Below are 24642 nucleotides of genomic sequence, written 5' to 3' on the forward strand. Positions count from 1 at the left end.
AATAGGCAAATGTTGTAAGGCATAACGCAAGTTAAATGATTATGTTGAAGTAGCTTTATCTGACAATCCAAATTTCACGAAAGCTCGCAGCTTTTCATTTTCATGCTTATCGCTCAATAATGATAATGGCTCATGGACCAATGCTTTTAATTCATCAACAAAGACAAAATCGGTAGCGATCGCCTTTGCATCGCTAACATGATGCGTCACCATGACAACCGTAATGCCTCGTTCTTCCGCCAGTTGTTTCACCAACAACAGCATTTCATTTCTTAAAATAGGATCTAAAGCAGAAAACGGTTCGTCTAGCAACCAAATGGGGTGAGGCTGAACAAAGCAACGCGCTAACGCTACACGTTGTTTCTGACCGCCAGATAGTTTTTCTGGTGTGCGATCTAGCATTTCCTCAATTCCAACCTGTTTTGCAGCAGAGATAACCTGTATTTTTTGTGCGTTTGTTAACTTTAAGCCAGGATGTAAACCCAATCCGATATTTTCTCGAACTGTCAAATGACTAAATAAATTGTGCTCTTGAAATAACATAGAAAAAGGTCTTTCATGCGGTGCCATACCAAGTAGTGACTGATTATTGACTTGTATATCTCCTTTTTCTGGCAATATAAAACCCGCAATCAACGCCAATAATGTCGACTTGCCAGCACCACTCGGTCCCATAAGCGCCACGATACTTTCATCATTTATCGATAAATCGAACTGAAAAATATCTTTATGATAACGATATTGAATACCATCAATTCTGAGCATGCGATCTCCCAAATAAGGTTTCTACCAACGTAAAACTTCCAACACTCAATAAAAGAAGAACAAGCGATACTACAGCTGCCGCTTCCATCTGGTAACTGCCTAATAATTGGTACAAATATAGTGGTAAGGTTTTAAAATCTTGGCTACCAAATAAAGCGATAGCACTTAGATCCCCCATGGAAAGCATAAAACTTATCGTAAAAGCTTGTGCAATGGGTTTTTGTAGCGCTCTCCATTCTATCAATAAAAACCGACGCCATCCTTGCATGCCTAAGCTTGTCGTCAACATCTGGTACTGTTGTATTATTTGAAAAAAAGGTTCCGCTAACGTTTTAATCACATAGGGCAATGCCATCAAACTGTTCACCACCACAACAATGAAGAATGCAAGGCTGTAGACATCAGCTGTTTTTCTTAACAATAAAAATAACCCTGTGCTAATGACTAATCCGGGAGTAACCAGAATAATGGTTCCGATAAGCTCGATGCCATTTGCTAAATGAAACTGACCTTTTATTCGCCATATTCGACTGGTTTGTAATATACCGATGCCAATACACAAAGCCGATATACTGGCAATAAACGCAATACTTAACGACGCTTCTACAGCTTGCCAAAAGCGATTATCTTGTAATACTTGCCATAATTTTGAATTAAAGCCACTAATTACCACCATTACTAATGGTGGTAAAACAACCAATGAAGAAAATAAAATCCAAAAACTATCCCAGCACTGTGCTGCTTTACTTTCGTGAATAAAGCGTATTGGGCGTAAACTTGGTTCAAGCGTTAATATATTTTTCTTACTTACTTTTTGTATTGCTAAAGATAATCCACCACACAACAACATCTGCCATATGGCCAACAACGCGCCGGCTTGTAGATCAAAGTCAAATTTGATCGCCTGGTATATCGCCAACTCGATCGTCGTTGATTTCGGGCCACCACCTAGCGCCATGACTGTAGCAAAACTGGTAAAGCACAGCATAAACACCAAACCACAAACGTGAGGAAGTTGCTGGCGTAGTCTTGGCCATTCAATCCATTTAAACTTATACCAATACCCCATACCGAGATGAGCGCAAAGCTTATGTTGCTCTGCGGGGATCCCTTCTAATGAAAGTAATAGTAAACGACTAGCATAAGGTAAATTAAAGAAGACATGAGCCAATAAAATACCGTTTAACCCATAAATTGAAAAAGGTAATTCATTGTCAAACCAATTGAACAATTTTGCTATCAATCCACTATTGCCATAAATTGCCAATAGACCAAAAACACCAACTAATACTGGTAACACCAATGTGCTAGAAAATAACTTAAGCAATAGAGCTTTACCCATAAACTGTCTTCGCGACAAAGAGTGAGCAACGGGGATGGCTAATCCAACACTAAACATAGTCGATAATAAAGCTTGATAAAAACTAAACTTGGTTACATGCAGATAGTAAGGATCAGAGACAATTTGACTTAGATTGAGGTTAGGAGCGTAGGAAATCAACGCTCCTAACGCCGAAAGCACAAATAAAGCAATACATACCGCAATAATCAGTCCTAATTTCGGCGTTTGATTCATAGGGTTATTTCACTAACGCAGACTGCCATTCACGGATCCACGTTTTACGCATTTTTGCTACTTCCTCTGCAGAATAAGACAACGCTTTTTGTGGGGTAGTCAGAGTTTCAAATCCTTTTGGTAAGGAAACATTTGTAACAGGATACATCCAATTTCCTGTTGGCATTACCGTTTGGAATTCATCACTTAAAATGAAACTCATAAACTGATCGGCAAGTTTAGAGTGACTAGAGTTTTTCACTTTAGCCGCGACTTCCGTTTGCATGTAATGCCCTTCACTAAAGTTAGCGGCAGCATATTTATCGTCATTTTCTGCAATCAAGTGATAGGCAGGTGATGTGGTATAAGACAAGACTAAATCCGATTCTCCCTCTAAAAACATAGAGTAAGCTTCTGACCAACCTTTGGTAACAGTAACTGTCTTTTTCGCTAACAGATTCCACGCTTGGCTTGAATCATCACCATAAATCGACTTCATCCACAGCATTAAACCTTGGCCAGGAGTCGATGTTCGCGGATCTTGATAAATAACCTTCAAGTCATCACGTTTTTCAACCAATTCTTTTAGGCTCGTTGGTGGATTTTTTAAGGTTTCTTTGTTGTAGACAAAAGCAAAGTAACCAAAATCGAAAGGCACAAAGGTGTTATCAGACCAACCATTTGGTAAAATAGTTGCAGAGGTATCAACACTGTGTTCAGCTAACAAACCGGTATTTTTTGCTTCTGCCATCAAATTAGTGTCTAAACCTAAAATAACATCCGCTTTGCTATTGCTGTCTTCTAAACGAAGACGATTTAAAATTGAAACACCATCATCTAAGGCAACAAACTCTAAGTCACAGCCACACTGAGCTTCAAACGCTTTTTCTATTTTAGGCCCTGGGCCCCAATCAGAAGCAAATGAATCGTAAGTATAAACCGTTAATTTATCGGCGGCGAAAGTAGAAAATGAAAGGGTTATTGCTAAAGCTGAAATTGTGTATTTCACTGGGCGCTCTCCATGTCTATGAGCGGCACAGGCTTGAGGGAGGATGTTGATAGATCCTAGCTCAATTCCTACGCCAGTATTATCTGGTTCAGGTGTACGGGTTCTAAGAAAACTTAATCTCAGCCCAATAGTTAGTGATTAATGAAAGCAAATAACCTTGAGCACCCCGATGAGTCGTAGTGATTGTAACCGTAAAGCCATAAAGTTGCTAGCAAGCAAAAAACGACAATAAAGGTAAGATATAACCTATAAAGAGTTAATGAATCATTTGGTTACCGATTATCATATCCCCAGCGCGCGACCAGTTTTTGCTCTATTTCAAGATGGTCTAATATTCTTGCTACCATAAAATCAACCAGATCATCAATGCTGGTTGGTTGATGATAAAAGCCCGGTGCAGCTGGCATAATGGTCACGCCCATTTGCGATAATTTATGCATATTACCTAAATGTAAAGTAGAAAATGGCGTTTCTCTGACAACCAATAAAAGCTGGCCTCGCTCTTTCATAACAACATCGGCAGCTCGTTCAATTAAGTTATCCGACATTCCATGAGCAATTGCTGCCACCGTCCCTACTGAGCAAGGACAAACAATCATTTTCTTTGGCGCAGCACTTCCTGACGCAACAGGAGAAAACCAATCTTCTTTACCGCATACTGTTAATAATTCTGGTTTGCATTTTAAATGCTTCACCAATGCTTGTTTTGCCGCATCGGGACCACTAGGTAACTTTAAGCCATGTTCTGTCGCTAATACCACTCGAGCTGCGGACGAAATTAACAAATACACGCTGTAATCAGCTGCAAGTAAACATTCTAATAAACGCAGTCCATACGGCGCGCCAGACGCACCAGTAAATGCTAACGTAATTGTTTTTTTTGTACTCATGACCATTCTCTATTTATTTTAATCACATTATTCACGACGCAAAATTACAATAAACGTCACCTTGCTATTCCGGTTTATTCCATTAACGTAAGGCCATCAATAATTTTATTGTGTATGCCTTCAAATCCACCGTTGCTCATGACCACTATTTGATCCCCTTTCGAGGCTTCTTTGAGGATCTCAGACACAAATAAATCAATATCATCACTAACAAAGCTCTTCTGTGGTCCGTTATTTGATTGTTTATCTTGTAAACACAACTTAGCGACCTCTTCTACTGACCAATCTATATTATGAGGCTGAAATAAATACACCGAATCGGCCACTGATAATGAATCGGCTAATGTCACTTTATGGACGCCCATTTTCATCGTCGCTGATCTTGGTTCTAAAACCGCGATAATTTTTTTATCTCCCACTTTATTACGCAAGCCTTCTAGAGTTAACCTTATAGCAGTAGGATGATGAGCAAAGTCGTCATACAACGTCACTCCTGCCACCTCACCTTTCAGCTCTAAACGTCTTTTAGTATTGATAAACCGAGACAGGGATTCACAAGCTAAATCCACCGTTACTCCAACATGTCTTGCTGCGGCAATCGCCATTAATGCATTATTTACATTATGATCCCCCACCAAATCCCACGTCACCGTACCAGCTAATTGGTTATGTAAAAACACACCAAACTCACTACCATCTTTGTTGGTTTTTTCTACAGACCAGTCACAGGTCTGGTCACCAATTAATTCTTGTTCACTCCAACAACCTCTTTGTAAAACATTTTGCACCGCAGTATCAAATTTAGGTGAGAAAATACGTCCATTACTAGGCACGGTACGAACTAAGTGATGAAACTGTTTTTTAATGGCTTCAAGATCATCAAAAATATCCGCATGATCAAATTCGAGATTATTGATTACTAACGTTCTTGGATGGTAATGAACAAACTTAGAACGCTTATCAAAAAAAGCACTATCGTATTCATCGGCTTCGACCACAAAAAATGGGCTATTACCAAGACGTGCTGAAACGCCAAAATTACCTAACACTCCCCCGACTAGAAAGCCTGGCTCATAACCACAATCTTCTAAAATCCACGCCAGCATACTTGAGGTAGTGGTTTTACCATGCGTTCCAGACACAGCGAGAACCCACCTCTCGTGGAGAAGAAACTCCTGTAACCATTGAGGCCCCGAGGTATATTTAAGATTATTATTTAATAGATATTCTACACATGGGTTGCCACGACTAAGTGCATTACCAATAACGACTAAATCTGGTCGAGGCTCTAATTGTGATGGATCAAACCCTTCTATAATCTCGATTCCTTGTGACTCAAGTAACGTGCTCATTGGCGGATAAACGTTAGCATCACTGCCCGTCACTTTATGTCCCAACTGCCGAGCTAATACTGCAGCCCCGCCCATAAAAGTCCCACAAATTCCCAATATATGAATGTGCATTAACTGTGTATCCTAAATTTATTCATTGCTGATTATTGTTATTAGTCATTAACCGTTTTCTTGATTATGAATTCAGTCATTCCATATCTATTTACCTATGTACCCATCCACAAATGCACCAACACATTAGCTACTGATTTCTTGTTTAGTTCACAATAATCATTACGGCTTATACAAAATAGTGAATAATGTCTCATAAATAAGTAACCGTGAAACATTTTTACAAAATTTCTGTGATGGAAATTAAAAACAATTTACATATCATTAAGTTACTTCATTACTCATAAAAAGTTTTTTGTCATACAATTGATACTGTTACTAATAATGACTAGAGCTATCAGCCATTGTAACTAAAAAGTCTCCTAAATAATCAGAAAACGTAAAGGATATAACATGTCTGAATTTCGCACGCTGGGCGAATTTATCGTAGAGAAACAACATGACTTCCCTCACGCAAGTGGAGAGCTATCTTCATTATTAGCTTCTATCCGTCTTGCTGCAAAAATCGTAAACCGTGAGATTAACAAGGCAGGACTCGTTGATATTACCGGTTCGGTTGGCGCTGAAAATATACAAGGTGAAGAACAACAAAAATTAGATTTATACGCAAACGATAAATTCAAAGCAGCACTAGAAGCCCGTGATCAAGTTTGTGGTGTAGCAAGTGAAGAAGAAGATGAAACTGTTGCATTTAATAAAGAGCTCAACAAAAATGCTAAATATGTTTTGTTAATGGATCCATTGGATGGCTCTAGTAACATAGATGTTAACGTATCTGTCGGCACAATTTTTTCTATTTACCGTCGAGTTTCTCCAGTTGGAACACCACCAACACAAGAAGATTTCTTACAACCAGGAGAAAAACAAGTCGCCGCTGGATATGTGATTTATGGTTCATCAACTATGTTGGTTTATACCACCGGTAATGGTGTCCATGGCTTCACATATGACCCTTCTATCGGCTCATTTTGCCTCTCTCATGAAAAGTTGGTAACACCAGAAACAGGGAATATTTACTCTATTAATGAAGGAAACTATATTCGTTTTCCTTTAGGTGTTAAAAAATACATTAAATATTGCCAAGAGAGTGTCCCAGAAGATAACCGCCCGTATACTTCTCGTTACATTGGCTCTCTTGTTGCTGACTTCCATAGAAACTTATTGAAAGGTGGTATTTATCTATACCCAAGTACAGAAAGCCACCCGAATGGTAAACTTCGCCTTTTGTATGAATGTAATCCAATGGCCTTTTTAATTGAACAAGCCGGTGGCATAGCTTCAGATGGAAAACAACGAATTATGGAATTAAAACCAACCGAATTGCATGAACGCGTGCCTTTCTTTGTTGGTTCTAAAGCCATGGTAAAGAAAGTAGAAGAGTTTATTGCGAAATACCCTAATGAATAAGTGCTTAACGCATATCTCATAACGAATAATAGTTACGTATTTTTCTACCCTACTGTTTTACATAAACTATTTACACATTAAAGCCGTTCGTTTCACTAGAAATAAACGGCTTTTTATTATTAACATGTTATATCGCTAAGATAGGCTTAAACAAAACAACTAATCAAATTCAAATTGATATAGCAGATCCACCGCACTATCAACTCCAGATACGGCTTCCAAATATAGATCAGTCAACAGCTTATATCTAACGGTAAACTCACCAAAGGAATCAAAAATACCCACACCATATTTCAGCTGAAGCTCTGGAGTAATATAGCCACTGACCGTTACTTGAGAATCATCACCAGAACCAGCAGTATCCAGCTGTAAATCAGAGACACCAAACGTTTCACCTATTTGCCCAACTAGGCGTCCACTCTTAGCTATACTTAAGCCAATCAATGCTGTCGTCATACTATTGCCACCCGAAGTTGCATCTAAATCTTGACCTCTCAATAGGTAAGACAATGCATTTTGTTGAGGCATAGAAGGTTCAGAATACACCTCTATCGACGGTTCATTCGCCGGACCAGTAACCCGGATCCCTGCCACCACGTCATCTTGTGTATTATCTGGGTTTCGTACTGCTTCGATGGCTAAATATGGTTGATCCGCTGGCCCATTCATTAAAACTTTACCTTCTTCAATAATCAAATCTTGACCAAAAGAACGATAAGTCCCATTAACAATTTCAATTTCTCCGACAATAAAAGGGCCTTTATCTTTTTGTGTCACATTTAATTGCCCGACTAACTCACCTTCTAACCCAAAAGCAGCAAGTGTGAACTCGTCACCAATATGAATATTGACATCGGTTTCTATCGCCATAGGGATCGGATTCTCGGCTTCTATCGGCTTTAAATTTTTATCTAAGATAACTTCATCAGAAGAAACAGAAACCGCACTTGGAGGCAACTCTTCCACAACAATTTCACCCCATGGTAAATAAATATCCCCTTCAATTTTGGCTAATTTAGGATTTACCATTATTGTCATATCTGGGCTAACTTTTACATTAACCATTGGCGGTAATTCAACATTAAGTTCTTCAGCAAAAACACGAACCTTGCTGTTCCATGCCTCTAAATCGCGCCAATTGGCATCACCATCAAGTTTTAATACGCCATCAGGAGTTTCAATATCGGCATTAAGTAACGCATCATAACCAGAAAAATCAATCTGAAGTTTGCCCAACAGAACTTCTATTGGTGTAATGTCGCCTTGAGCAACAATTTTATCTAGCGTAAATTGCCCATTAACACTTGGATGCTTAACAGGACCCGACACTTTTATGTCAGAATGAATCTCGGCATTGACGTTACTGTACTCACCAAGCAAAGGCTGAATCATATTCAAATTGATATTGTCTAAAATTAATTGCGCATCTAACTCCTCATCAACAGATTGCACATCTTCAATAGCAAGATTACCTTTGATATCACCGTTATCTGTAATATCTAGCTGCCAATCGGCGAGCAATTTATCGTTATGTAACTGAGCATTAACGGCAATGGATTGCCAACCGAGCGTTAAAGGTTGTTCAGCGGCATACTGAACCTTCCCTTGAGGTAATTGAATCGAGACATCAGCAGTCGGACTTTCATTTGGTGACCAACTAGCAGAGGCTGTTATTGCTACTGAACCATCAACGTCAATATCCGGCGGAATAAACATCTTCAACTGGTTAAATGAAAAGTTATCTACGGCTAAGTGTGCATCACCTGATTGACCAGCACTAAGATCCTCGGTTAAACAAATTTTTGAGTTTGACTGCAACCAACAATGAGCCTGAACATAGAGTAATTGACTATCCACAACAAAACCTAAATCGACTTGTTGGTCAATTCGCCATGAACCTTGTTGAGTTGAAAGGTTTGCCTTATCAAGTACCCCTCTCCAGGCCAATTCTGGCTCTTGTTGCAAACCACCTTCAATATGAATATCGGTCGTTAACAAATCCGATAATAAATCCAGATTCAATTGATGATCGGTTTGCGTGCCAGATAAGGATAACTTAACGCTATCGATTTTTTTATCTTGATAAAGAACATCGCTAATGTCGATGTCAAGATCGCCATCTGGAGAAGGCAATGGCGTTAAGTTACTCGAAAGCCTCAAACTGGCTACGTTAACCAAATCTAAGTATTCAATCTCTGTTGCTGATATATCAGTAATAACTTGAGGGGTATCCAGGCTACCTCGTAAAGAAATGGTACCGACTATACTGCCTTTAACATCAGCAATAGATTTTTCAATATCAGGAAAATTAACTTGCGTATCTATAGCTAACGTTTTATCCAGTTTTCCTGAGATTTGAATACCATTAGGACCATGTTTTATACCTAACTCTTCTGTTGCTAACTTTATGTCCCCTTTGCCGGATGGATCACTTGCCGACAACTGTCCTTCTATTTTTAATGGGTAGTCTCTTATGTTTCCATCAATATCTAACAAAGGTAAATCAACCAACCAGCCACCAGAATCTAATAACTTACCGGTTGTTGATAATGAGCCATTAATGATACCTTCAGCCTGCTCCCATTCCATGCCTGGCTGAATATCCTTCAACCCTAACGTCGCTTGCCAGTTAACAGGACTTTGCCAATTGGCCATGACTTGACCTGAAACTTCCCCACCTAATGTTTTAATTAATAGCGATTCCAGTGTAATTTCATTTAAATTACCATCACCTTGAATTGCAAGATCTAATTTAGGGATGGCTTCTCCGTCAACAATAGTCGCAACGTTTAGATTGTAACCATCTAATGAACCTTCAACCTTTATTTTCTCAACATCAACAACGTAATCCGCCTGCCCAGAAAATGGCCACTGTATCGCTCCATTAGAAAGTACAATATCAAAAGGTAAATTGGCTTTTAACGGTTCTAATTGTCCATCCACAGTCAACTCAATGACTTCAGAAAGAGTAGCATCAAGTTGTATGTCTGCCACACTACCCGAAGCTGAAAGTTGTAATTTTTGTCCTTTCAACTCGGTTTGTTTTACGAAAGTTTTCGCATCGAGAGTAAGAGGATAATTGCCTTTAAGATCGATGTTTGAACTTAGCTCTACATCTGCTTGAGGTACATCCAAAACTAAGTGGTTAACATTAACGTTGTGAGCATTTAAATTGGCCGATAATCCCAAGTGATTAACGACTACAGGTGTCTCTCCTTTTAAAGTGAAATTTTTCAAATCAAACTGTTGTATATCGATTTCTAGAGGGATCAGTACATCCGGCAACACAATATCTTGTTTACTTTGCTGAGTGGTCGCCGTAGTTTGTTCTATCTCAGTTTGATTGTTGTCATTCGTCGATTTTGCTAACTCTACATTGACCTGTTGCAACAAAGTTGGATAAAGCGTTAATGTGCTGTCAACCATAGCTATTTTGCTAGAAAAAGTTTGCCAATCGACAGTATTACCTAGCACGTTAAGATTGATATTGGTTAGTCTTAACTCGTTAATATAAATGGGAAAAGGTACCTTAATTTCTTTTAAGGGCTCAGAAGAAGGGGCCGGCTCAGCTTCGGTTGACGGAGGTAGCTCTGAAAAAACCACATCCAGCCCATCAATTTGAATTAATTCAACACATAAAGAAGGCGTTAAAAAGCATTCTGGATTAATACCTAAAGTCAGCTCTTTACTTACAACGGATAAGTTCAAATCATCATTTTTGTATTCAACATCATAAAGGCTGAATTGCGAGAAAAAAGCCCCTTTAGAATCGGCTATTTTTAATTCTGGTAATACTTTCTCTAAACTCCAAATAACGCTATTTAAGCCACTATTGGTCGAGAGACCAGCGACTAAAAGTATTAATATCAATAATATTAATACTAGCAAAGCCAATACAGATCTTAACAACCACTTAATTAGTATGCGACTCATAATTCAGGTCCTAAAGCAAAATGAATCCGAAATTGATCACTACTTTCTAGCGCTAGTCCCCAAGCAAAATCAAGCCTAACTGGTCCAACAGGAGAAGCCCAACGAATCCCAAAACCCGTACCTACTTTCATATCAACAGAGGATGTCCATGCGTCACCGGCATCAACAAAAGTAGCAAGCCACCAATTCCCTACCAACCGATATTGGTACTCTAGAGAACTGGTTGCCATATATTTAGCACCAATTAAAGAATCCGTATCATCCGTCGGAGAGATCGATTCATAATCATAGCCACGCAAACTATTATCGCCACCAGCAAAAAAACGAATAGAAGGAGGAACGTCTAAAATATTGTCGACGATATTGGCCGACAAATCGATACGCGCAATCCCTCGATGATTACTGCCAAGGCTATTTATCCACGAAGATCGAGTTTGGATCCTATACATTCTTGCCCTAGAAACTACATTATCATCGGATAGTTCAAAGCTAATCGAGTATTTGTTACCGGACGTAGGCATCGCCCCACCTGACGTTCTTGTCCTAGAGAAACGAATTCCTGGTATGATCATTTTTATATCGTCGTCTTGAGATCCTTGAGTAAAATCTTCATGTAGATATCTTAAAAATAAATTCCTATGCCAACCATTGTCTAATTGCCAATGTCTTTCTATCACCGCATTCGCTTCTAAACTATCGGTATCTAGGTTGTCTTCATACTTCATACCATATTGAAGTCGATAATATTCATTCAAGACATCTTCTAACGGAATAGTGTAACCCGCAACGATCGTTTGCTCTGGTTGTGAAAGCGACAAACTGGAATCAAAGCTATGCCCGTACCGATTCACCCACGGCTTATTCCACTTTAACGTGCCTCTAATCCCTACATCCGTTGAATAACCAATCCCGGTTTCTATTTGATTCTTTGACTGTGGAGCCAACGATGCCACCATAGGTAATACTTGATCTGACTGAACATTTTGCATATCAGGTTTAACAAAAACCGATGAAAACCATTCAGTATTAGACAAATTCTGATTAAATAACCCCACATCTGAAGCTAAATAAGGGTCGCCTTGTTTATAAGGAACAAGTGATAATACTTTTTCTTGTTCAATTTGACTGCCAACAATTTCGGTTTGCCCAAAACGGTATCTAGCGCCACTGTTATAATGTAAATGAACAAAAGCTTGATTCAATTCAGGGACAACTTCTAAGGCCGTCTTAGTAAAATCGCCATCAAAATACCCTTTAGATAAAGCCAAGTTTCGAATTGCAGATTTAAGCCCATCATATTGACTGTGATTTAATATCGATTGTTGCTTTAAGCCTGATTGATTGATTAAGGCTAAAAATTCCTCATCATCCTTAGCTTCGCCAATTAACTGAATATCCAAAATATCAATAAGAACAGGTTCACCTTCGGCAACATTGACCGTCAAAGTTTCTTGATCATCTGAAATAATAAAATCAATGGTGGGTTGGTAGTAACCTAATGCCTTGAGCGCGGTGATAATATTATCTCGTAATCGAGATTGAAAACGCAGTGACGTTGAATAATCGTCTTCAGGAATAGCCGAAAGATATACGTCCACATTGTCACTCAGAGCACCTTTCAGCCCTTCAACTTTCAGTGACATACTTGCCCACGTTTCCATGCTACACGATAGAAATAGCAGCAATATACAGGTGATTTTTTTCATTATTTCGACATATTGGTACACAGACTTAACTCTTACCCATAACCATTAAACAAATGACCTTGAACAACTTACCTTGAAAAATAACCTAAACAACTCACATTACAGTTAGGCTAACCTCGTTGCACAAAGCTTACCCGATAACGAGACAAGGTTATAGCAAAGTGTTTTAAAGATGCTAGCACTATGATAAAAATACGATCAATTCAATTATAACCAAACGAATTGACTTCGCTTCGAAAAGTAAATAGCCATTACTTATCGGCATAAACTTGCGATATAGTAAGATTTGATTACGCCAACCTATACAGTTACAACTAAAAATAGATAGGTTATATACGTATTAATTTGTTTTTATCCTATTTTGATATAAGGAAATTAACATAGCTCCTTCTATACTGCTTTTCTAATGGGAACAACACATCTTGTAATACGCAAAATATGGATAAAATAATGTCAGTTGAACACACTAAGATTACAAAAGAAACGGCAATAGCAGGCCGTAAAACAGCAATATCACTCAATCAGCCTCACTTTGTAAATGGAACAGATTTATCTGCTGCGCCAACAAGTAGCCAACAAGAAATTATATTTGGTCTCGGCTGCTTTTGGGGAGCTGAAAGATTATTTTGGTCACTAGAGGGCGTTGAATCAACGTCGGTTGGATACAGTGGCGGCTATACTGAAAACCCAACTTACGAACAAGTTTGTACTGGTAATACAGGGCATGCCGAAGTAGTACGTGTTATCTTCGATCCTAGCAAAATAACCTTATCTCAATTACTCAACTATTTTTGGGAAAATCACGATCCAACTCAAGGAATGCGACAAGGTAATGATATTGGCACACAATATCGCTCCGCTATCTATTATTTTAATGAAGCACAATTAAACAATATAAAAGAGAGCCGTGAGATCTATCAAGCAGCGTTAACAACTGAAAATAAAGGCACTATTACGACCGAAGTTGCTCCTGTTGAACACTATTATTCTGCAGAAGAGTACCACCAACAATACTTAGCAAAAAATCCTGAAGGGTATTGTGGGCTCGGTGGAACAGGTATTTGTTTCCCACCAAACCTATAGTTGCTTATCTTATGAACGTTCTATTCCATGAGCGTTCTGTTTATGCGGTAGTCATTGTAAGGTTATCAATAGTGTCATTTACCTCTTTCATTATCGATAACTTTGCCTTCTCTGATAAATCTGGAAGTAACACTTTCCCACTATCAAAATAGAACATACCAATACCTTCTATAATAAATTCCCCCTTAAAAAGTGTTTTGACAAAACGGGCAACTTGAACTGGACGATAAATAGAAAATACTCGCGACATAATAGCCTCATTCTCTTTAATTATTTTTAATTTCAATTATTATTTTTTATTTCAGCGTACTTTATGCAAAATTCAAGCCAGACAAACGAAACTATATTAACTAAAAAACCTATAGACCTTAATAGTAATGAAAATAATCCACTTTACCCAAAACAAGTAAAAAAATAAAAGTGGAATCGAATATGAAAGCTATATTGCACTGCATCAGTACTGTGCATTTCACCATTATTGGGCTTTAGTCAGCACATTAATAGCCACTTTTTAGATCATCGTTCAATACTCAATAAGGTTTATTGGCTGAATAATGGATCATTAGCTTAGGCACGATTTTCTTACCCAGCATTTTCTTGTAAACAATTACCTTGCAGAATAATTGTTATATTATTACATTAACGACTGAACATTCATCAGAACGCAAACAAGACTTCATGCCAATCGATACAAATCGCTCCTCGATACAATGGCTACCTTCAATCGTCCTAGTACTTGTACTTTGGACCGGCTTTGCGTTTCTTGATCATATGGTCGATATCGATTCATCTCATCATGAGCATCATCATTGCCAACTTTTTGCACAAGCCTTACATGGCATAACTTCGCCTTTTACGATATTACCTCTAATACGCCAAAAACCGATTGAACATAAACCTAAAATAATTGCCGAATTATTCAAACCATTACCAAACAAAAAAGCACGTTCACCACCACAAATATCAAATCAATTACTACTTTTTACTTAGATATTAATTTTTTAAATTGAGGTTTACCTTATGCAACGTGTCATCAAATATTCTTTATTAACCACTCTTATTTTAGCCGCATCTAGCCAAGCTGAAGAAGGTTTTCGACAACATAGTGCCCATGTTCATGGCCATGTTGAGTTTAATATAGCTCAAGACGGCAATGAGTTATTAGTTGAAATAACGGCTCCTGGAGCAGATGTAGTCGGATTTGAACATGCGCCAACCAATGAACAGCAACATTTAATGTTCGACAAAGCAAAACAGACTTTAGGCGATTCCAGTCAACTTTTACGTCTATCTCAGCAAGCTGGCTGTCAAGTTGAGCACACCAGTGTTACAAGCACACTAGATCACGATGACCATGAACACGAAGAACATGCCGATCATGACGACCATGAGCACGAAGAACATGCCGATCATGATGACCATGAGCACGAAGAGCATGCCGATCATGATGACCATGAGCACGAAGAACATGCCGATCATGATGACCATGAGCACGAAGAACATGCCGATCACGATGACCATGATCACGAAGGTTCAACTCATAGTGAGTTCACTGTTGAATACCATTTCGAGTGTAATGATATGAGCAAATTACAAAACATTGAAACAACTTGGTTTGAACACTTTCCTTCAACTGACAACATCGCAGTAAACCTGTTGACTGATACTGAGCAAAAAGCATTAAAACTGAATAAAGATGACCATGTAATTACGTTCTAGTTTATATTTCTTATCAAGACACTCTTGAAGTCAACAAGGCTTAAATGACCAGTTTTTTGGTAATCAAGCTTTTGCTAATCAAGCTTTAGATAAATGGGCTTCAAGTAAGAATGTTATAGAAAACCTCTGTGGCTACCTACTTATAATTAAACAGAAGTAAGTGGCCACTACCTTCACATTGGAAATAGGCCATGAACACAGCCAAAAAAGTAGTGTCTTTGTCTGACATTGAGTTCAGTTGGGCAGAGCAACAGACTCCCACTCTCAAATTCAATTTGCTAGAGATAAACCGAAATGAGCATGTATTTATAAAAGGTCCCAGTGGTAGCGGAAAGTCTACATTACTTGGATTGTTAACCGGAATTATTTCTCCTCAACAAGGAGAAGTACAAATACTAGAAACCGATATTTCATTACTTAAACAAAATCAACGAGATAAGTTTAGAGCCGATCACATTGGCTATATTTTTCAACAATTCAATTTGTTGCCTTATTTATCGGTTATTGACAACGTCATTTTGCCCTGTCATTTTTCTAAAATTCGCAAGCAAAATGTGGCAGGAGATCTAAAAGTAAAGGCTATGCATTTATTAGATCGCTTACATTTGGATACAAATCTACTCCATAAACCAATTATTGAACTTAGTATTGGTCAGCAACAACGGGTTGCCGCAGCTAGAGCACTAATTGGCCAACCAGAACTGTTAATAGCAGATGAACCTACTTCTGCTTTAGATTTTGACAATCGTAGCGCATTTATCGAATTATTAATGGAAGAGGCCAAGCAAGCTAATTCAACCCTCATTTTTGTAAGCCATGATCCCACCTTAGAACCTTTGTTTAATAAAAGTATCCATCTCAACCAGTTAAACAAACAAGCGCGAGCGCTTGCTAAGGAGACCAAATGAAGACCATGGCACTGTTAGCATGGAAAAGCCTAGCAAACAGAAAAGCAACCGCCCTACTCACCATTTTAACCGTCGCAATTTCCGTTATATTATTGATGGGCGTTGAAAGAATACGAACTCAGGCTAAAAGTAGTTTCGCCAATACCATCTCTAGCACAGATTTGATTGTTGGAGCTCGTTCTGGCTCAGTTAACTTATTATTGTATTCGGTATTCCGTATTGGTAATGCCACGGCAAATATTGATTGGAAGAGCTTTGAAGAATTAAGCCAACAACGTTCCGTCGACTGGGCAATACCGATTTCTCTGGGAGATTCTCACAAGGGTTTCAGAGTAATGGGTACTAACCAAGATTATTTTGAGCACTTTCGATATGGTAGTAAGCAGCCACTAACCCTACAACAGGGAAGACCATTTAATCACCTGTTTGAAACCGTACTAGGATCAGATGTAGCCAAAGAATTGGGCTACGAAATAGGTTCAGAAATTATCATCGCACATGGTATTAGCGATGTAGCCTTTAGCCGTCATGATAATTTGCCTTTTAAAGTCGTCGGTATATTCGAACCAACAGGTACTCCTGTAGATAAAACAGTACATGTTTCCTTAGAAGCCATAGAGGCAATACATGTTGGCTGGGAGTCTGGTGCCAACTTAGGCAACACACCAGATGCTGAAATTTTGCAACAACAAACTTTTCAACCCAAGCAAATCACCGCTGTTCTGCTCGGGTTAAAATCAAAAATTCATACATTTACTTTACAACGACAGATAAATACCTATAAAAAAGAACCTCTCAGCGCTATTTTGCCTGGTATCGCTCTTCAAGAGTTGTGGGGAATGATGTCGATAGCCGAAAAAGCATTAATGGCAGTATCTGGATTTGTTGTCGTTGCGGGATTATTAGGTATGCTAAGTAGTTTACTTACCAGCTTACAAGAACGACGCAGAGAAATGGCTATTTTACGAGCAATGGGGGCTAGACCAAAACACATATTTATCCTGTTAATCAGTGAAGCCAGTGCATTAACGTTTGTTGGAATACTTGCTGGTATACTTGGATTGTATTCTTTGCTTGCACTTGCTCAGCCTATTATTCAACAGATGTATGGTATAAATATTGAATTATCAATATTGAGCAGCCACGAATGGATGTTACTCGCGCTTGTTCAACTCGCGGGAATAATCATTGGTTTTATTCCTGCATTCAGTGCATATCGAAAATCACTCTCTGATGGCATGACCATTAGGATATAAACATGGCGGAAAAAATGTCTAAATTAATGTTACTTATATGTTGCTTGGGTATGTTATCGCTACCAATCCAAGCGAGTTCAAATAGTCAGTCAGAGCAAATAGATCCATCGGAGATACTGCAATTAGAATGGATCGATCTTATTCCTGAAAACGAAAGAAACTTAGTTGACAGCGTAGGAATGCCTTTACAACTCGATCATACTCAAGATGCTCCAGCACAATCAACCTTAGGCGGAGTCAGACAAGAACTCAACGGGAGTATGGTTAAAATACCAGGATTTGTCATTCCGTTGGAAGGGGATGATAAAATGGTCACTGAATTCTTATTAGTTCCCTTTTTAGGTGCTTGTATTCATGTACCACCACCGCCACCAAATCAATTAATCTACGTCCGTTTTAAAGAAGGTGCACCTATTCAAGAGCTTTGGGATGTGGTTTACATTGTTGGGACATTAAAGACAGAAACAGTTAATCATGAGCTAGCCGAAGTTGGTTACGTTATCGATGGAATGGCTCTAGAAGCCTATGACGATCAGTAGCCTCTAAGTTTTTTATACTAAAAAATTAGATAGGTAGGCCAAGACTGCGACATAAACAACAAAAAGTAATGTCGTAGACAATTGTCTTTTAAACTTACTATTGTGTGGTTGCGCCACTGCGACCTCCAATCATTTAACAAATTTAACATTTCATTATCAAATAGTAGCAGAATAATCCAATAAAACGAATAATTCAGCGGTATTTATACCGCTAAATTTTCAATCCTAATGAAAGCGAAACAGATGCCTAGTTAACAAAACAACCCGATAATGACTAAATCAGTGGCATATAACGCCATAACACGTTACATTTTTGATGATTATATTTAAATAGGACTACGTGGTATGGCTGGACACAAAACATCCGTGACGATTCATCAAAATCATTCCGATCCACAAAATAGCCATTCCAATAAAAAATCCACTTACATCAAAGACAGTGGCAGTAGAATAAAAAGTATTGCTGAAATTTATGGGTTAGACGCAAAGTTAAAATCGACTAAACCTGAAAAATCAACGTTAGAAAGAGCGTTGAATAGAGACAAACAAAGAAGAGAACAAAGACAAAACAACCTAGAAAAAATAATTCAATACTCTCATACCTTTTGTAATGACGAAGCCTCTGGTGATCCGGACCAAGACTGGCTTAATCGATTTTTTGATATGGCACAAGACATCCATAATACTTCAATGCAGAAATTGTGGGCCCAAATACTTAAACTTGAAGTCACTAATCCTGGTTCAACGTCCGTTAAAGCGCTCAAGGTATTGAAAGACATGACGCCTAAAGAAGCGCAATTCTTGCAAAAAGCAGCATCATTATCCTGTAGTTTTGGCAATGGGGATAACAATAAAAAACTACTCATTGGATATAGAACTCAAACCGGATTATTTTCGCTGACCAAGCGTGATATTGAAGAAACAATAAACCTAGGTAGTTATCATCTGCCCTATTCTAGTATTCTACTATTAGTTGAATTAGGTCTAGTCATTGGCACTGAATTGGAATCAGGCGAAATCGAGTTCGATCCTGCCTTAACATTGAACTATCAAGGAAAAATAATCTCACTGCAACCAACAGGAAAAGGTAGCCGACTACTGTATTATCGGTTGAGTCCGGTTGGCAATGAGTTGTGTAAATTATTAGGCAATAAACCTAACATGAAATATTTTGATCAACTGGTTAGTTTGCTGGCCCAAAAGTTCACCATTCAAACCGAAGTAAAAAACACTATAAACCAAGTGGTTTAACGCCATAGACTAAGTGGTTTAATGCCATTAAAATCCATTTTCTATCCATCCGTCTTACTCTTTAGAAGAACTTTACTCAAAATAACTAATCCTGATTTAAATTGAATCTAGATTGTTGAAAAAGAGATAAAGTGTACAAAAACACAACATTTATCCAACCAACATCACATTTTGTGAGTTAATGACAACAAATGTTTCATGAAAATCTGATAAGTTCGACATATCAACGATGGATGAACTATATAATCTAATAGCCCTAACCAATTAGGCTTATACACCAGCATCCCAAATTCAATACGAAATGGAGTTATTCGATGAGCATTAAACCACTCTCTCTTGCGGTCTTATCTGGCATATTAACTTTGTCCGGTTCTGCTTATGCACAAACAATTAACCTACGAATAATAGAAACAACTGACATTCATGGTAACGCTTATGCCTTTGATTATTATAAAGGCAAGGCCTCTGAAAAAATTGGTTTGTCACGCGCAGCAACACTCGTTAAACAAGCAAGAAGTGAAGTCAAAAATAGCGTTCTTGTCGATAATGGTGACCTTATTCAAGGTAGCCCAATGGCCGACTATATGGCTTCAAAAGGCATTATTCCGGGTGAAATTCATCCTGTATATAAAGCAATGAACCAACTAGGTTATGAGGTTGGTAACCTCGGTAATCACGAATTTAATTATGGTTTAGATTTTCTTGCCGAATCAGTAAACGACGCAAATTTTCCGTATATAAATGCAAATGTTTATGACAGTTCAACCGGCCAAAACTATTTCACACCATACATTATCAAAGACTATTCCTTTAGAGATTCAGACGGATTCCCTCGCTCTATTCGCATTGGTTACATTGGTTTTACCCCACCACAAATACTTACTTGGGATAAAAAAAACCTTAGTGGTAAGGTTATTGCTAAAGATATAAAACAGACTGCTGAAAAATTTGTCCCAGAAATGAAAGCACAAGGCGCAGATATAATCGTAGCAATTCCGCACTCCGGTATATCTAAAGACCCTTACAGAAAAGGGGCTGAAAACTCAGTAATCTACTTATCAGAAGTAGAAGGCATTGATGCTATTGCGTTTGGTCACTCCCATTCAGTATTTCCAGGTAAGGGGTTTGATGGAATTCAAGGCGTAGATAATAAAAAAGGAACCGTTAACGGTGTTAGTGCCGTCATGCCGGGTCGTTGGGGAAGCCACGTTGGGATAATGGATCTTGAACTTAACTTCGATAAAAATAACGGTGAATGGAACGTTGTAGATAGTCAATCTGAAGCTCGTGCAATTTACGACAATAAAGCAAAAACATCTCTTGCTGCCAATGATCCATCAATCGTCAAAGCACTAGAAGCCGATCACTCCGCCACTCTCGAATTTGTTAATCAACCGATTGGTCAGGCTAATGATGTAATGTATAGCTATTTGGCACTCGTACAAGACGATCCAACCATTCAAATCGTCAATGCCGCACAAAAAGCCTACGTAGAAAAATTTATCCAAGGCGACCCAGATTTAGATGGCCTTCCAGTGTTATCTGCCGCTGCACCGTTTAAAGCAGGCGGACGTAAAAATGATCCGTCTGGTTATACCGAAGTTGAATCTGGCCAATTAACATTCCGTAATGCTGCGGATTTATATTTATATCCAAATACATTGGTTGCACTTAAAGTGACAGGCAAAGAAGTAAAAGAGTGGTTGGAATGTTCTGCTGGACAATTTAACCAAATAGATGCAACTAGCTCAGCCCCACAATCATTAATTAACTGGGATGACTTCCGCACATATAACTTTGATGTCATTGATGGCGTAAATTATCAAGTCGACCTCACTCAACCAGCAAAATATGACGGCAGTTGTAAAGTGATTAACCCTAACTCTCAACGGATTGTAAACCTAACTTATCAAGGTAAAGCCGTGGATATGTCAAAAGAGTTTATCATTGCCAGTAACAACTACCGAGCATATGGTGCCAAATTCGCCGGAACTGGGGCAGAGTTTGTTGCGTTTGACTCTCCAGACGAAAACCGTAGTATTCTAGCGGCTTATATTAGTGAGGTAAGCAAAGAAAAAGGTGAAGTAACACCAAGTGCTGACAACAATTGGTCTTTTGCTCCAATAGTGAGCGAGCAAACATTGGATATTCGCTTTGAAACATCACCAACAGAAAAAGCGACCGAATTTGTGCAACAAAAAGGTCAGTACCCAATGGAAAGAGTAGCGACAGATGATGTAGGCTTTGCTGTGTACCGTATTAATTTACAAAAATAACCATGGTCCTATAAAGCCACTATTGTTCTACCAATAGTACCGAGAACTGAGCAGGTTTTGACTTTTCAAGACCTGCTCTCTTTAATAAACTAAAGCATTTTATTATCTAACCATTCAGAGAGCACCGTATGATAACTTGGCAAAGACTCCCTTTAGAACAATTAAGTACCAAACAGTTATATGAAATACTAAAGGTTAGAGTTGATGTGTTTATCGTTGAACAAAACTGCCCTTACCCAGATCTAGACGGTATAGACCTGCTCACAGGTGTGTATCAACTAATAGGATACGAAGATGATGAAATAGTTGCCGTAGCCAGATTAATGAAACCTGGCCTACATTTTAACAATGTTTCAATTGGAAGAATCGCAGTAAAAGCAACTGCCAGAAAGAAAAATTTAGGCCACATGTTGGTGAAACGAGCATTAGAAGAGTGCCATCTTTTATGGCCAGAACACGACATTGACATTCAAGCCCAAGAATATTTACTAAATTTTTATCAACAACATGGGTTTAAAAGCTATAGCGATTCTTATCTTGAAGATGGAATTCCTCATGTGGATATGAGATTAGAAAGATAAACAACGGTTAAACTTATTTACTATTTACTTCTACCATATCCACCATCAGATAAACGGAAGAACATAACCGACGTGCCAGATTTTTCTAACTGTAAAATATCCAAGTGACCTTCAGGCGCTAACTTAAAACGAATCAGTTGGCCTTCGCGAATTTTACTTAATGGCTTGTCTAATCCTTCTATATCTACTAATGCGTTTAGATCTGCCATCGGTAGGTTGTTTGCTCGAAAAACTTTGGCTAACGTATCACCACTTTGCACCACGTACTCTCGCCATTGCTCTGTTTTAGTCACTCTTGGTTTGTTATTCCCTTCTTCACTCAATGATACGGTTTCTATTGCAACTTCTTTACGAGTCGAATCAACTTCAACCACTGAGGTTTGAGTAGGTGAAGAGTTCATATTCGGGACAGGCAATAAGATAAGAACTATTACGATAGGAAACAAGATCATCAATGCTCGTTGATGAAACTTAGGCAAGTTAGCCCAGAATTTTATTCCTGAGCGTGGCTGAGATTGCTCTACATTATCTGAACCAATGTCTGCAGATTCAGAATTAGTGCGAAATTGAGTAACCTTTTTTTGAATACGATCAAACAGGCTAGTTTTATTTTTGTTCCTATTTCGACGATTCATTGAACTGGCTCCCTATACGTTTCAACACAACAATATAATGATTATTAACAACATAAAAATCAATTTCGATTATTCAATTATAGATTTTTCAACCAATACAAGATAGTCATTAATCGCATGCCGTTCGATAGTTTCTTATGTAGGCTATTACTGGTATCCTGTCGAACTTATTTACCTCAAACATAATTAAGAGAGAAGAGATGTCTGACATCAAATTGGAAACAGTAGAACAAAAAGCAAGCTATGGTATTGGTTTGCAAATGGGTCAACAACTTGCTGGAAGTGGCTTGGAAGGTCTTAACGTTGATGCTATTGCCAAAGGCATTGCAACATCACTTACTGGTGACATGCCAGAAATCGAAGTTGACGACATTAACGCTGCGCTTCAAGAAATCCACACTCGCGCTGAAACCGCGCGTGCTGAAGTATCAAAAGCCGCAGCCGCTGACGGTGAAGCGTTTCTAAAAGACAATGCTCTTCGTTCAGAAGTAACCGTTCTTGAATCAGGTCTTCAATACGAAGTCATTACTCAAGGTACTGGCGAAATTCCGTCATCGGACAAACAAGTGCGTGTTCACTATCACGGCCAATTAACTGATGGTACTGTCTTCGACAGCTCAGTTTCACGTGGTCAACCTGCGGAATTCCCTGTAACTGGTGTTATTCAAGGTTGGGTAGAAGCATTACAACTTATGCCTGTAGGTTCTAAGTGGAAACTATATATCCCACAAGATCTGGCCTACGGTGAACGCGGCGCAGGAGCAGCAATCCCTCCTTATGCAGCATTAGTATTTGAAGTTGAATTACTTGCTATACTTTAAGTTATTTAAATTATGATTAGTTAGCGGTATTTGCACCGCTAACTATAAATTTTGAAACAAAAAATCAAACTGCACTCTTTTCCTTCAACGATATCAATATCTAACCAGTTACGACTTATAACTTAAGTCACTTGCATTTTTAAATGCTATAAATTAACTAAAAGTCTTATATATAACTCATCTTGCTAATAACTTTTTGTTACTACCCAGCTATACTATTGAACTTCAAATTATTGGTATAATAATTTTTTTAATGGAGATAAAACGTGAATAAAATCAAATTAATCACGGTAGCAGCAACACTACTAATATCAATGCCAAGCCATGCTCTGTTTGGGCTCGGTTCGGATTCGGATACAAAAATCGATACGGACGCAGCAAAATCACTTGCTTCTGGCCTTATAGGAGAAGCCACTCAGCAAGACAGTTCATCGATAATTAGTACGCTCACGAATCAATTAAATGTATCACCTGAACAAGCAACAGGTGGAGCCGGTGCATTATTGGCGTTAGCATCAAACTCACTATCTAGTAGCGAATCGAGCGAACTCAGTAGTTTAATTCCAGGAATGAGTAGCCTAACTGGTTCTGCTACGGGTTTACTTGGTATGGCTAACAATATGAGTGCGGTCACCGACATGTTCGCTAAACTCGGTTTAGATGCGTCTATGGTAACGGAATATGCACCAGTGTTACTTGAATATTTGACACAACAAGGTGCATCAAGTGGGCTGTTAAGTTCATTAGGTTCACTCTGGCAGTAATTTCAATTGACTAAATTCGTCTACTAGGCGAATTTAGCTCACACAAAATATCAATCACCTACCTAATCACTTGTTTATTAC

The 24642-nt window shown here is 38.5% G+C and carries 21 protein-coding genes and 1 riboswitch; of the genes, 12 read left to right on the top strand and 9 right to left on the bottom strand.

The features are described 5' to 3' along the window. Window positions 1-39: 39 nt before the first annotated feature. From thiQ to mpl, 5 genes are all read right to left on the bottom strand, one after another. Entirely contained in the window at window positions 40-765 is a 726-nt protein-coding gene (gene thiQ, locus ACLKML_RS10460) for a thiamine ABC transporter ATP-binding protein (protein WP_413285284.1), read from the bottom strand. Beyond that, the gene (gene thiP / locus ACLKML_RS10465) at window positions 752-2341 is read right to left on the bottom strand and encodes a thiamine/thiamine pyrophosphate ABC transporter permease ThiP (protein WP_413285285.1); all 1590 of its coding nucleotides are present in this window, start codon (window positions 2339-2341) and stop codon (window positions 752-754) included. The genes thiQ and thiP overlap by 14 nt, the downstream gene beginning before the upstream one ends. A gap of 4 nt (window positions 2342-2345) precedes the next feature. Then, the gene (gene thiB, locus ACLKML_RS10470; protein WP_413285286.1) at window positions 2346-3329 is read right to left on the bottom strand and encodes a thiamine ABC transporter substrate binding subunit; all 984 of its coding nucleotides are present in this window, start codon (window positions 3327-3329) and stop codon (window positions 2346-2348) included. A gap of 48 nt (window positions 3330-3377) precedes the next feature. Beyond that, a riboswitch (TPP riboswitch) is annotated at window positions 3378-3508 on the bottom strand. Window positions 3509-3601: 93 nt separating this feature from the next. Then, on the bottom strand, window positions 3602-4219 hold the full coding sequence (locus tag ACLKML_RS10475) for a flavin prenyltransferase UbiX (RefSeq protein ID WP_413285287.1): 618 nt from the start codon (window positions 4217-4219) through the stop codon (window positions 3602-3604). Between the two features lie 74 nt (window positions 4220-4293). Then, window positions 4294-5682 carry a UDP-N-acetylmuramate:L-alanyl-gamma-D-glutamyl-meso-diaminopimelate ligase gene (gene mpl, locus ACLKML_RS10480; RefSeq protein ID WP_413285288.1) on the bottom strand — a complete coding sequence of 463 codons (1389 nt, stop codon included), beginning with the start codon at window positions 5680-5682 and terminating at the stop codon, window positions 4294-4296. A gap of 393 nt (window positions 5683-6075) precedes the next feature. On the opposite strand from mpl, the gene fbp reads away from it, so the two are divergent. Further along, window positions 6076-7089, top strand: coding sequence for a class 1 fructose-bisphosphatase (gene fbp / locus ACLKML_RS10485; RefSeq protein ID WP_413285289.1), 1014 nt, complete (start codon window positions 6076-6078; stop codon window positions 7087-7089). 159 nt (window positions 7090-7248) lie between these two features. Here the strand turns inward: fbp and ACLKML_RS10490 are convergent, their stop codons facing one another. After that, complete coding sequence (locus tag ACLKML_RS10490) at window positions 7249-11022, bottom strand: translocation/assembly module TamB domain-containing protein (protein WP_413285290.1); 3774 nt, start codon at window positions 11020-11022, stop codon at window positions 7249-7251. Continuing rightward, window positions 11019-12731 carry an autotransporter assembly complex protein TamA gene (locus ACLKML_RS10495; RefSeq protein ID WP_413285867.1) on the bottom strand — a complete coding sequence of 571 codons (1713 nt, stop codon included), beginning with the start codon at window positions 12729-12731 and terminating at the stop codon, window positions 11019-11021. The genes ACLKML_RS10490 and ACLKML_RS10495 overlap by 4 nt, the downstream gene beginning before the upstream one ends. Before the next feature lie 447 nt (window positions 12732-13178). Between ACLKML_RS10495 and msrA the strand changes: the two genes are divergently transcribed. Then, window positions 13179-13811: a peptide-methionine (S)-S-oxide reductase MsrA gene (gene msrA / locus ACLKML_RS10500; protein ID WP_413285291.1), complete on the top strand. Its 633-nt coding sequence runs from the start codon at window positions 13179-13181 to the stop codon at window positions 13809-13811. A gap of 40 nt (window positions 13812-13851) precedes the next feature. Here the strand turns inward: msrA and ACLKML_RS10505 are convergent, their stop codons facing one another. Beyond that, on the bottom strand, window positions 13852-14061 hold the full coding sequence (locus tag ACLKML_RS10505) for a DUF1107 family protein (RefSeq protein ID WP_413285292.1): 210 nt from the start codon (window positions 14059-14061) through the stop codon (window positions 13852-13854). Between the two features lie 428 nt (window positions 14062-14489). On the opposite strand from ACLKML_RS10505, the gene ACLKML_RS10510 reads away from it, so the two are divergent. The 8 genes from ACLKML_RS10510 (at window position 14490) to ACLKML_RS10545 (ending at window position 22341) form a co-directional block, all read left to right on the top strand. Next, window positions 14490-14801 carry a DUF2607 family protein gene (locus ACLKML_RS10510; protein ID WP_413285293.1) on the top strand — a complete coding sequence of 104 codons (312 nt, stop codon included), beginning with the start codon at window positions 14490-14492 and terminating at the stop codon, window positions 14799-14801. A 30-nt stretch (window positions 14802-14831) separates the two neighbouring features. Further along, entirely contained in the window at window positions 14832-15530 is a 699-nt protein-coding gene (gene zrgA, locus ACLKML_RS10515) for a zinc uptake protein ZrgA (protein WP_413285294.1), read from the top strand. Window positions 15531-15721: 191 nt separating this feature from the next. Continuing rightward, window positions 15722-16438, top strand: coding sequence for an ABC transporter ATP-binding protein (locus tag ACLKML_RS10520; protein WP_413285295.1), 717 nt, complete (start codon window positions 15722-15724; stop codon window positions 16436-16438). Continuing rightward, complete coding sequence (locus ACLKML_RS10525; RefSeq protein ID WP_413285296.1) at window positions 16435-17694, top strand: ABC transporter permease; 1260 nt, start codon at window positions 16435-16437, stop codon at window positions 17692-17694. Before ACLKML_RS10520 ends, ACLKML_RS10525 begins: the two co-directional genes overlap by 4 nt. 14 nt (window positions 17695-17708) lie before the next feature. Continuing rightward, window positions 17709-18233 carry a DUF3299 domain-containing protein gene (locus tag ACLKML_RS10530; RefSeq protein WP_413285868.1) on the top strand — a complete coding sequence of 175 codons (525 nt, stop codon included), beginning with the start codon at window positions 17709-17711 and terminating at the stop codon, window positions 18231-18233. A gap of 345 nt (window positions 18234-18578) precedes the next feature. Then, on the top strand, window positions 18579-19484 hold the full coding sequence (locus ACLKML_RS10535) for a TIGR03899 family protein (RefSeq protein WP_413285297.1): 906 nt from the start codon (window positions 18579-18581) through the stop codon (window positions 19482-19484). Between the two features lie 314 nt (window positions 19485-19798). Next, window positions 19799-21760 (top strand): 2',3'-cyclic-nucleotide 2'-phosphodiesterase, encoded by a 1962-nt coding sequence (gene cpdB, locus ACLKML_RS10540; RefSeq protein WP_413285298.1) that lies wholly within the window; start codon window positions 19799-19801, stop codon window positions 21758-21760. Between the two features lie 128 nt (window positions 21761-21888). Next, window positions 21889-22341, top strand: a complete 453-nt coding sequence (locus ACLKML_RS10545) for a GNAT family N-acetyltransferase (protein ID WP_413285299.1) — start codon at window positions 21889-21891, stop codon at window positions 22339-22341. Between the two features lie 20 nt (window positions 22342-22361). Here ACLKML_RS10545 and ACLKML_RS10550 read toward each other — a convergent pair whose 3' ends face one another. Beyond that, window positions 22362-22976 carry a LysM-like peptidoglycan-binding domain-containing protein gene (locus ACLKML_RS10550; RefSeq protein ID WP_413285300.1) on the bottom strand — a complete coding sequence of 205 codons (615 nt, stop codon included), beginning with the start codon at window positions 22974-22976 and terminating at the stop codon, window positions 22362-22364. Between the two features lie 200 nt (window positions 22977-23176). On the opposite strand from ACLKML_RS10550, the gene ACLKML_RS10555 reads away from it, so the two are divergent. Beyond that, window positions 23177-23797 carry an FKBP-type peptidyl-prolyl cis-trans isomerase gene (locus ACLKML_RS10555; RefSeq protein WP_413285301.1) on the top strand — a complete coding sequence of 207 codons (621 nt, stop codon included), beginning with the start codon at window positions 23177-23179 and terminating at the stop codon, window positions 23795-23797. A gap of 266 nt (window positions 23798-24063) precedes the next feature. Next, window positions 24064-24561, top strand: a complete 498-nt coding sequence (locus ACLKML_RS10560) for a DUF2780 domain-containing protein (RefSeq protein WP_413285302.1) — start codon at window positions 24064-24066, stop codon at window positions 24559-24561. The last annotated feature ends 81 nt before the right edge of the window (window positions 24562-24642 follow it).

The sequence above is a fragment of the Vibrio sp. MA40-2 genome, from assembly GCF_047302445.1.
Classification (GTDB): domain Bacteria; phylum Pseudomonadota; class Gammaproteobacteria; order Enterobacterales; family Vibrionaceae; genus Vibrio.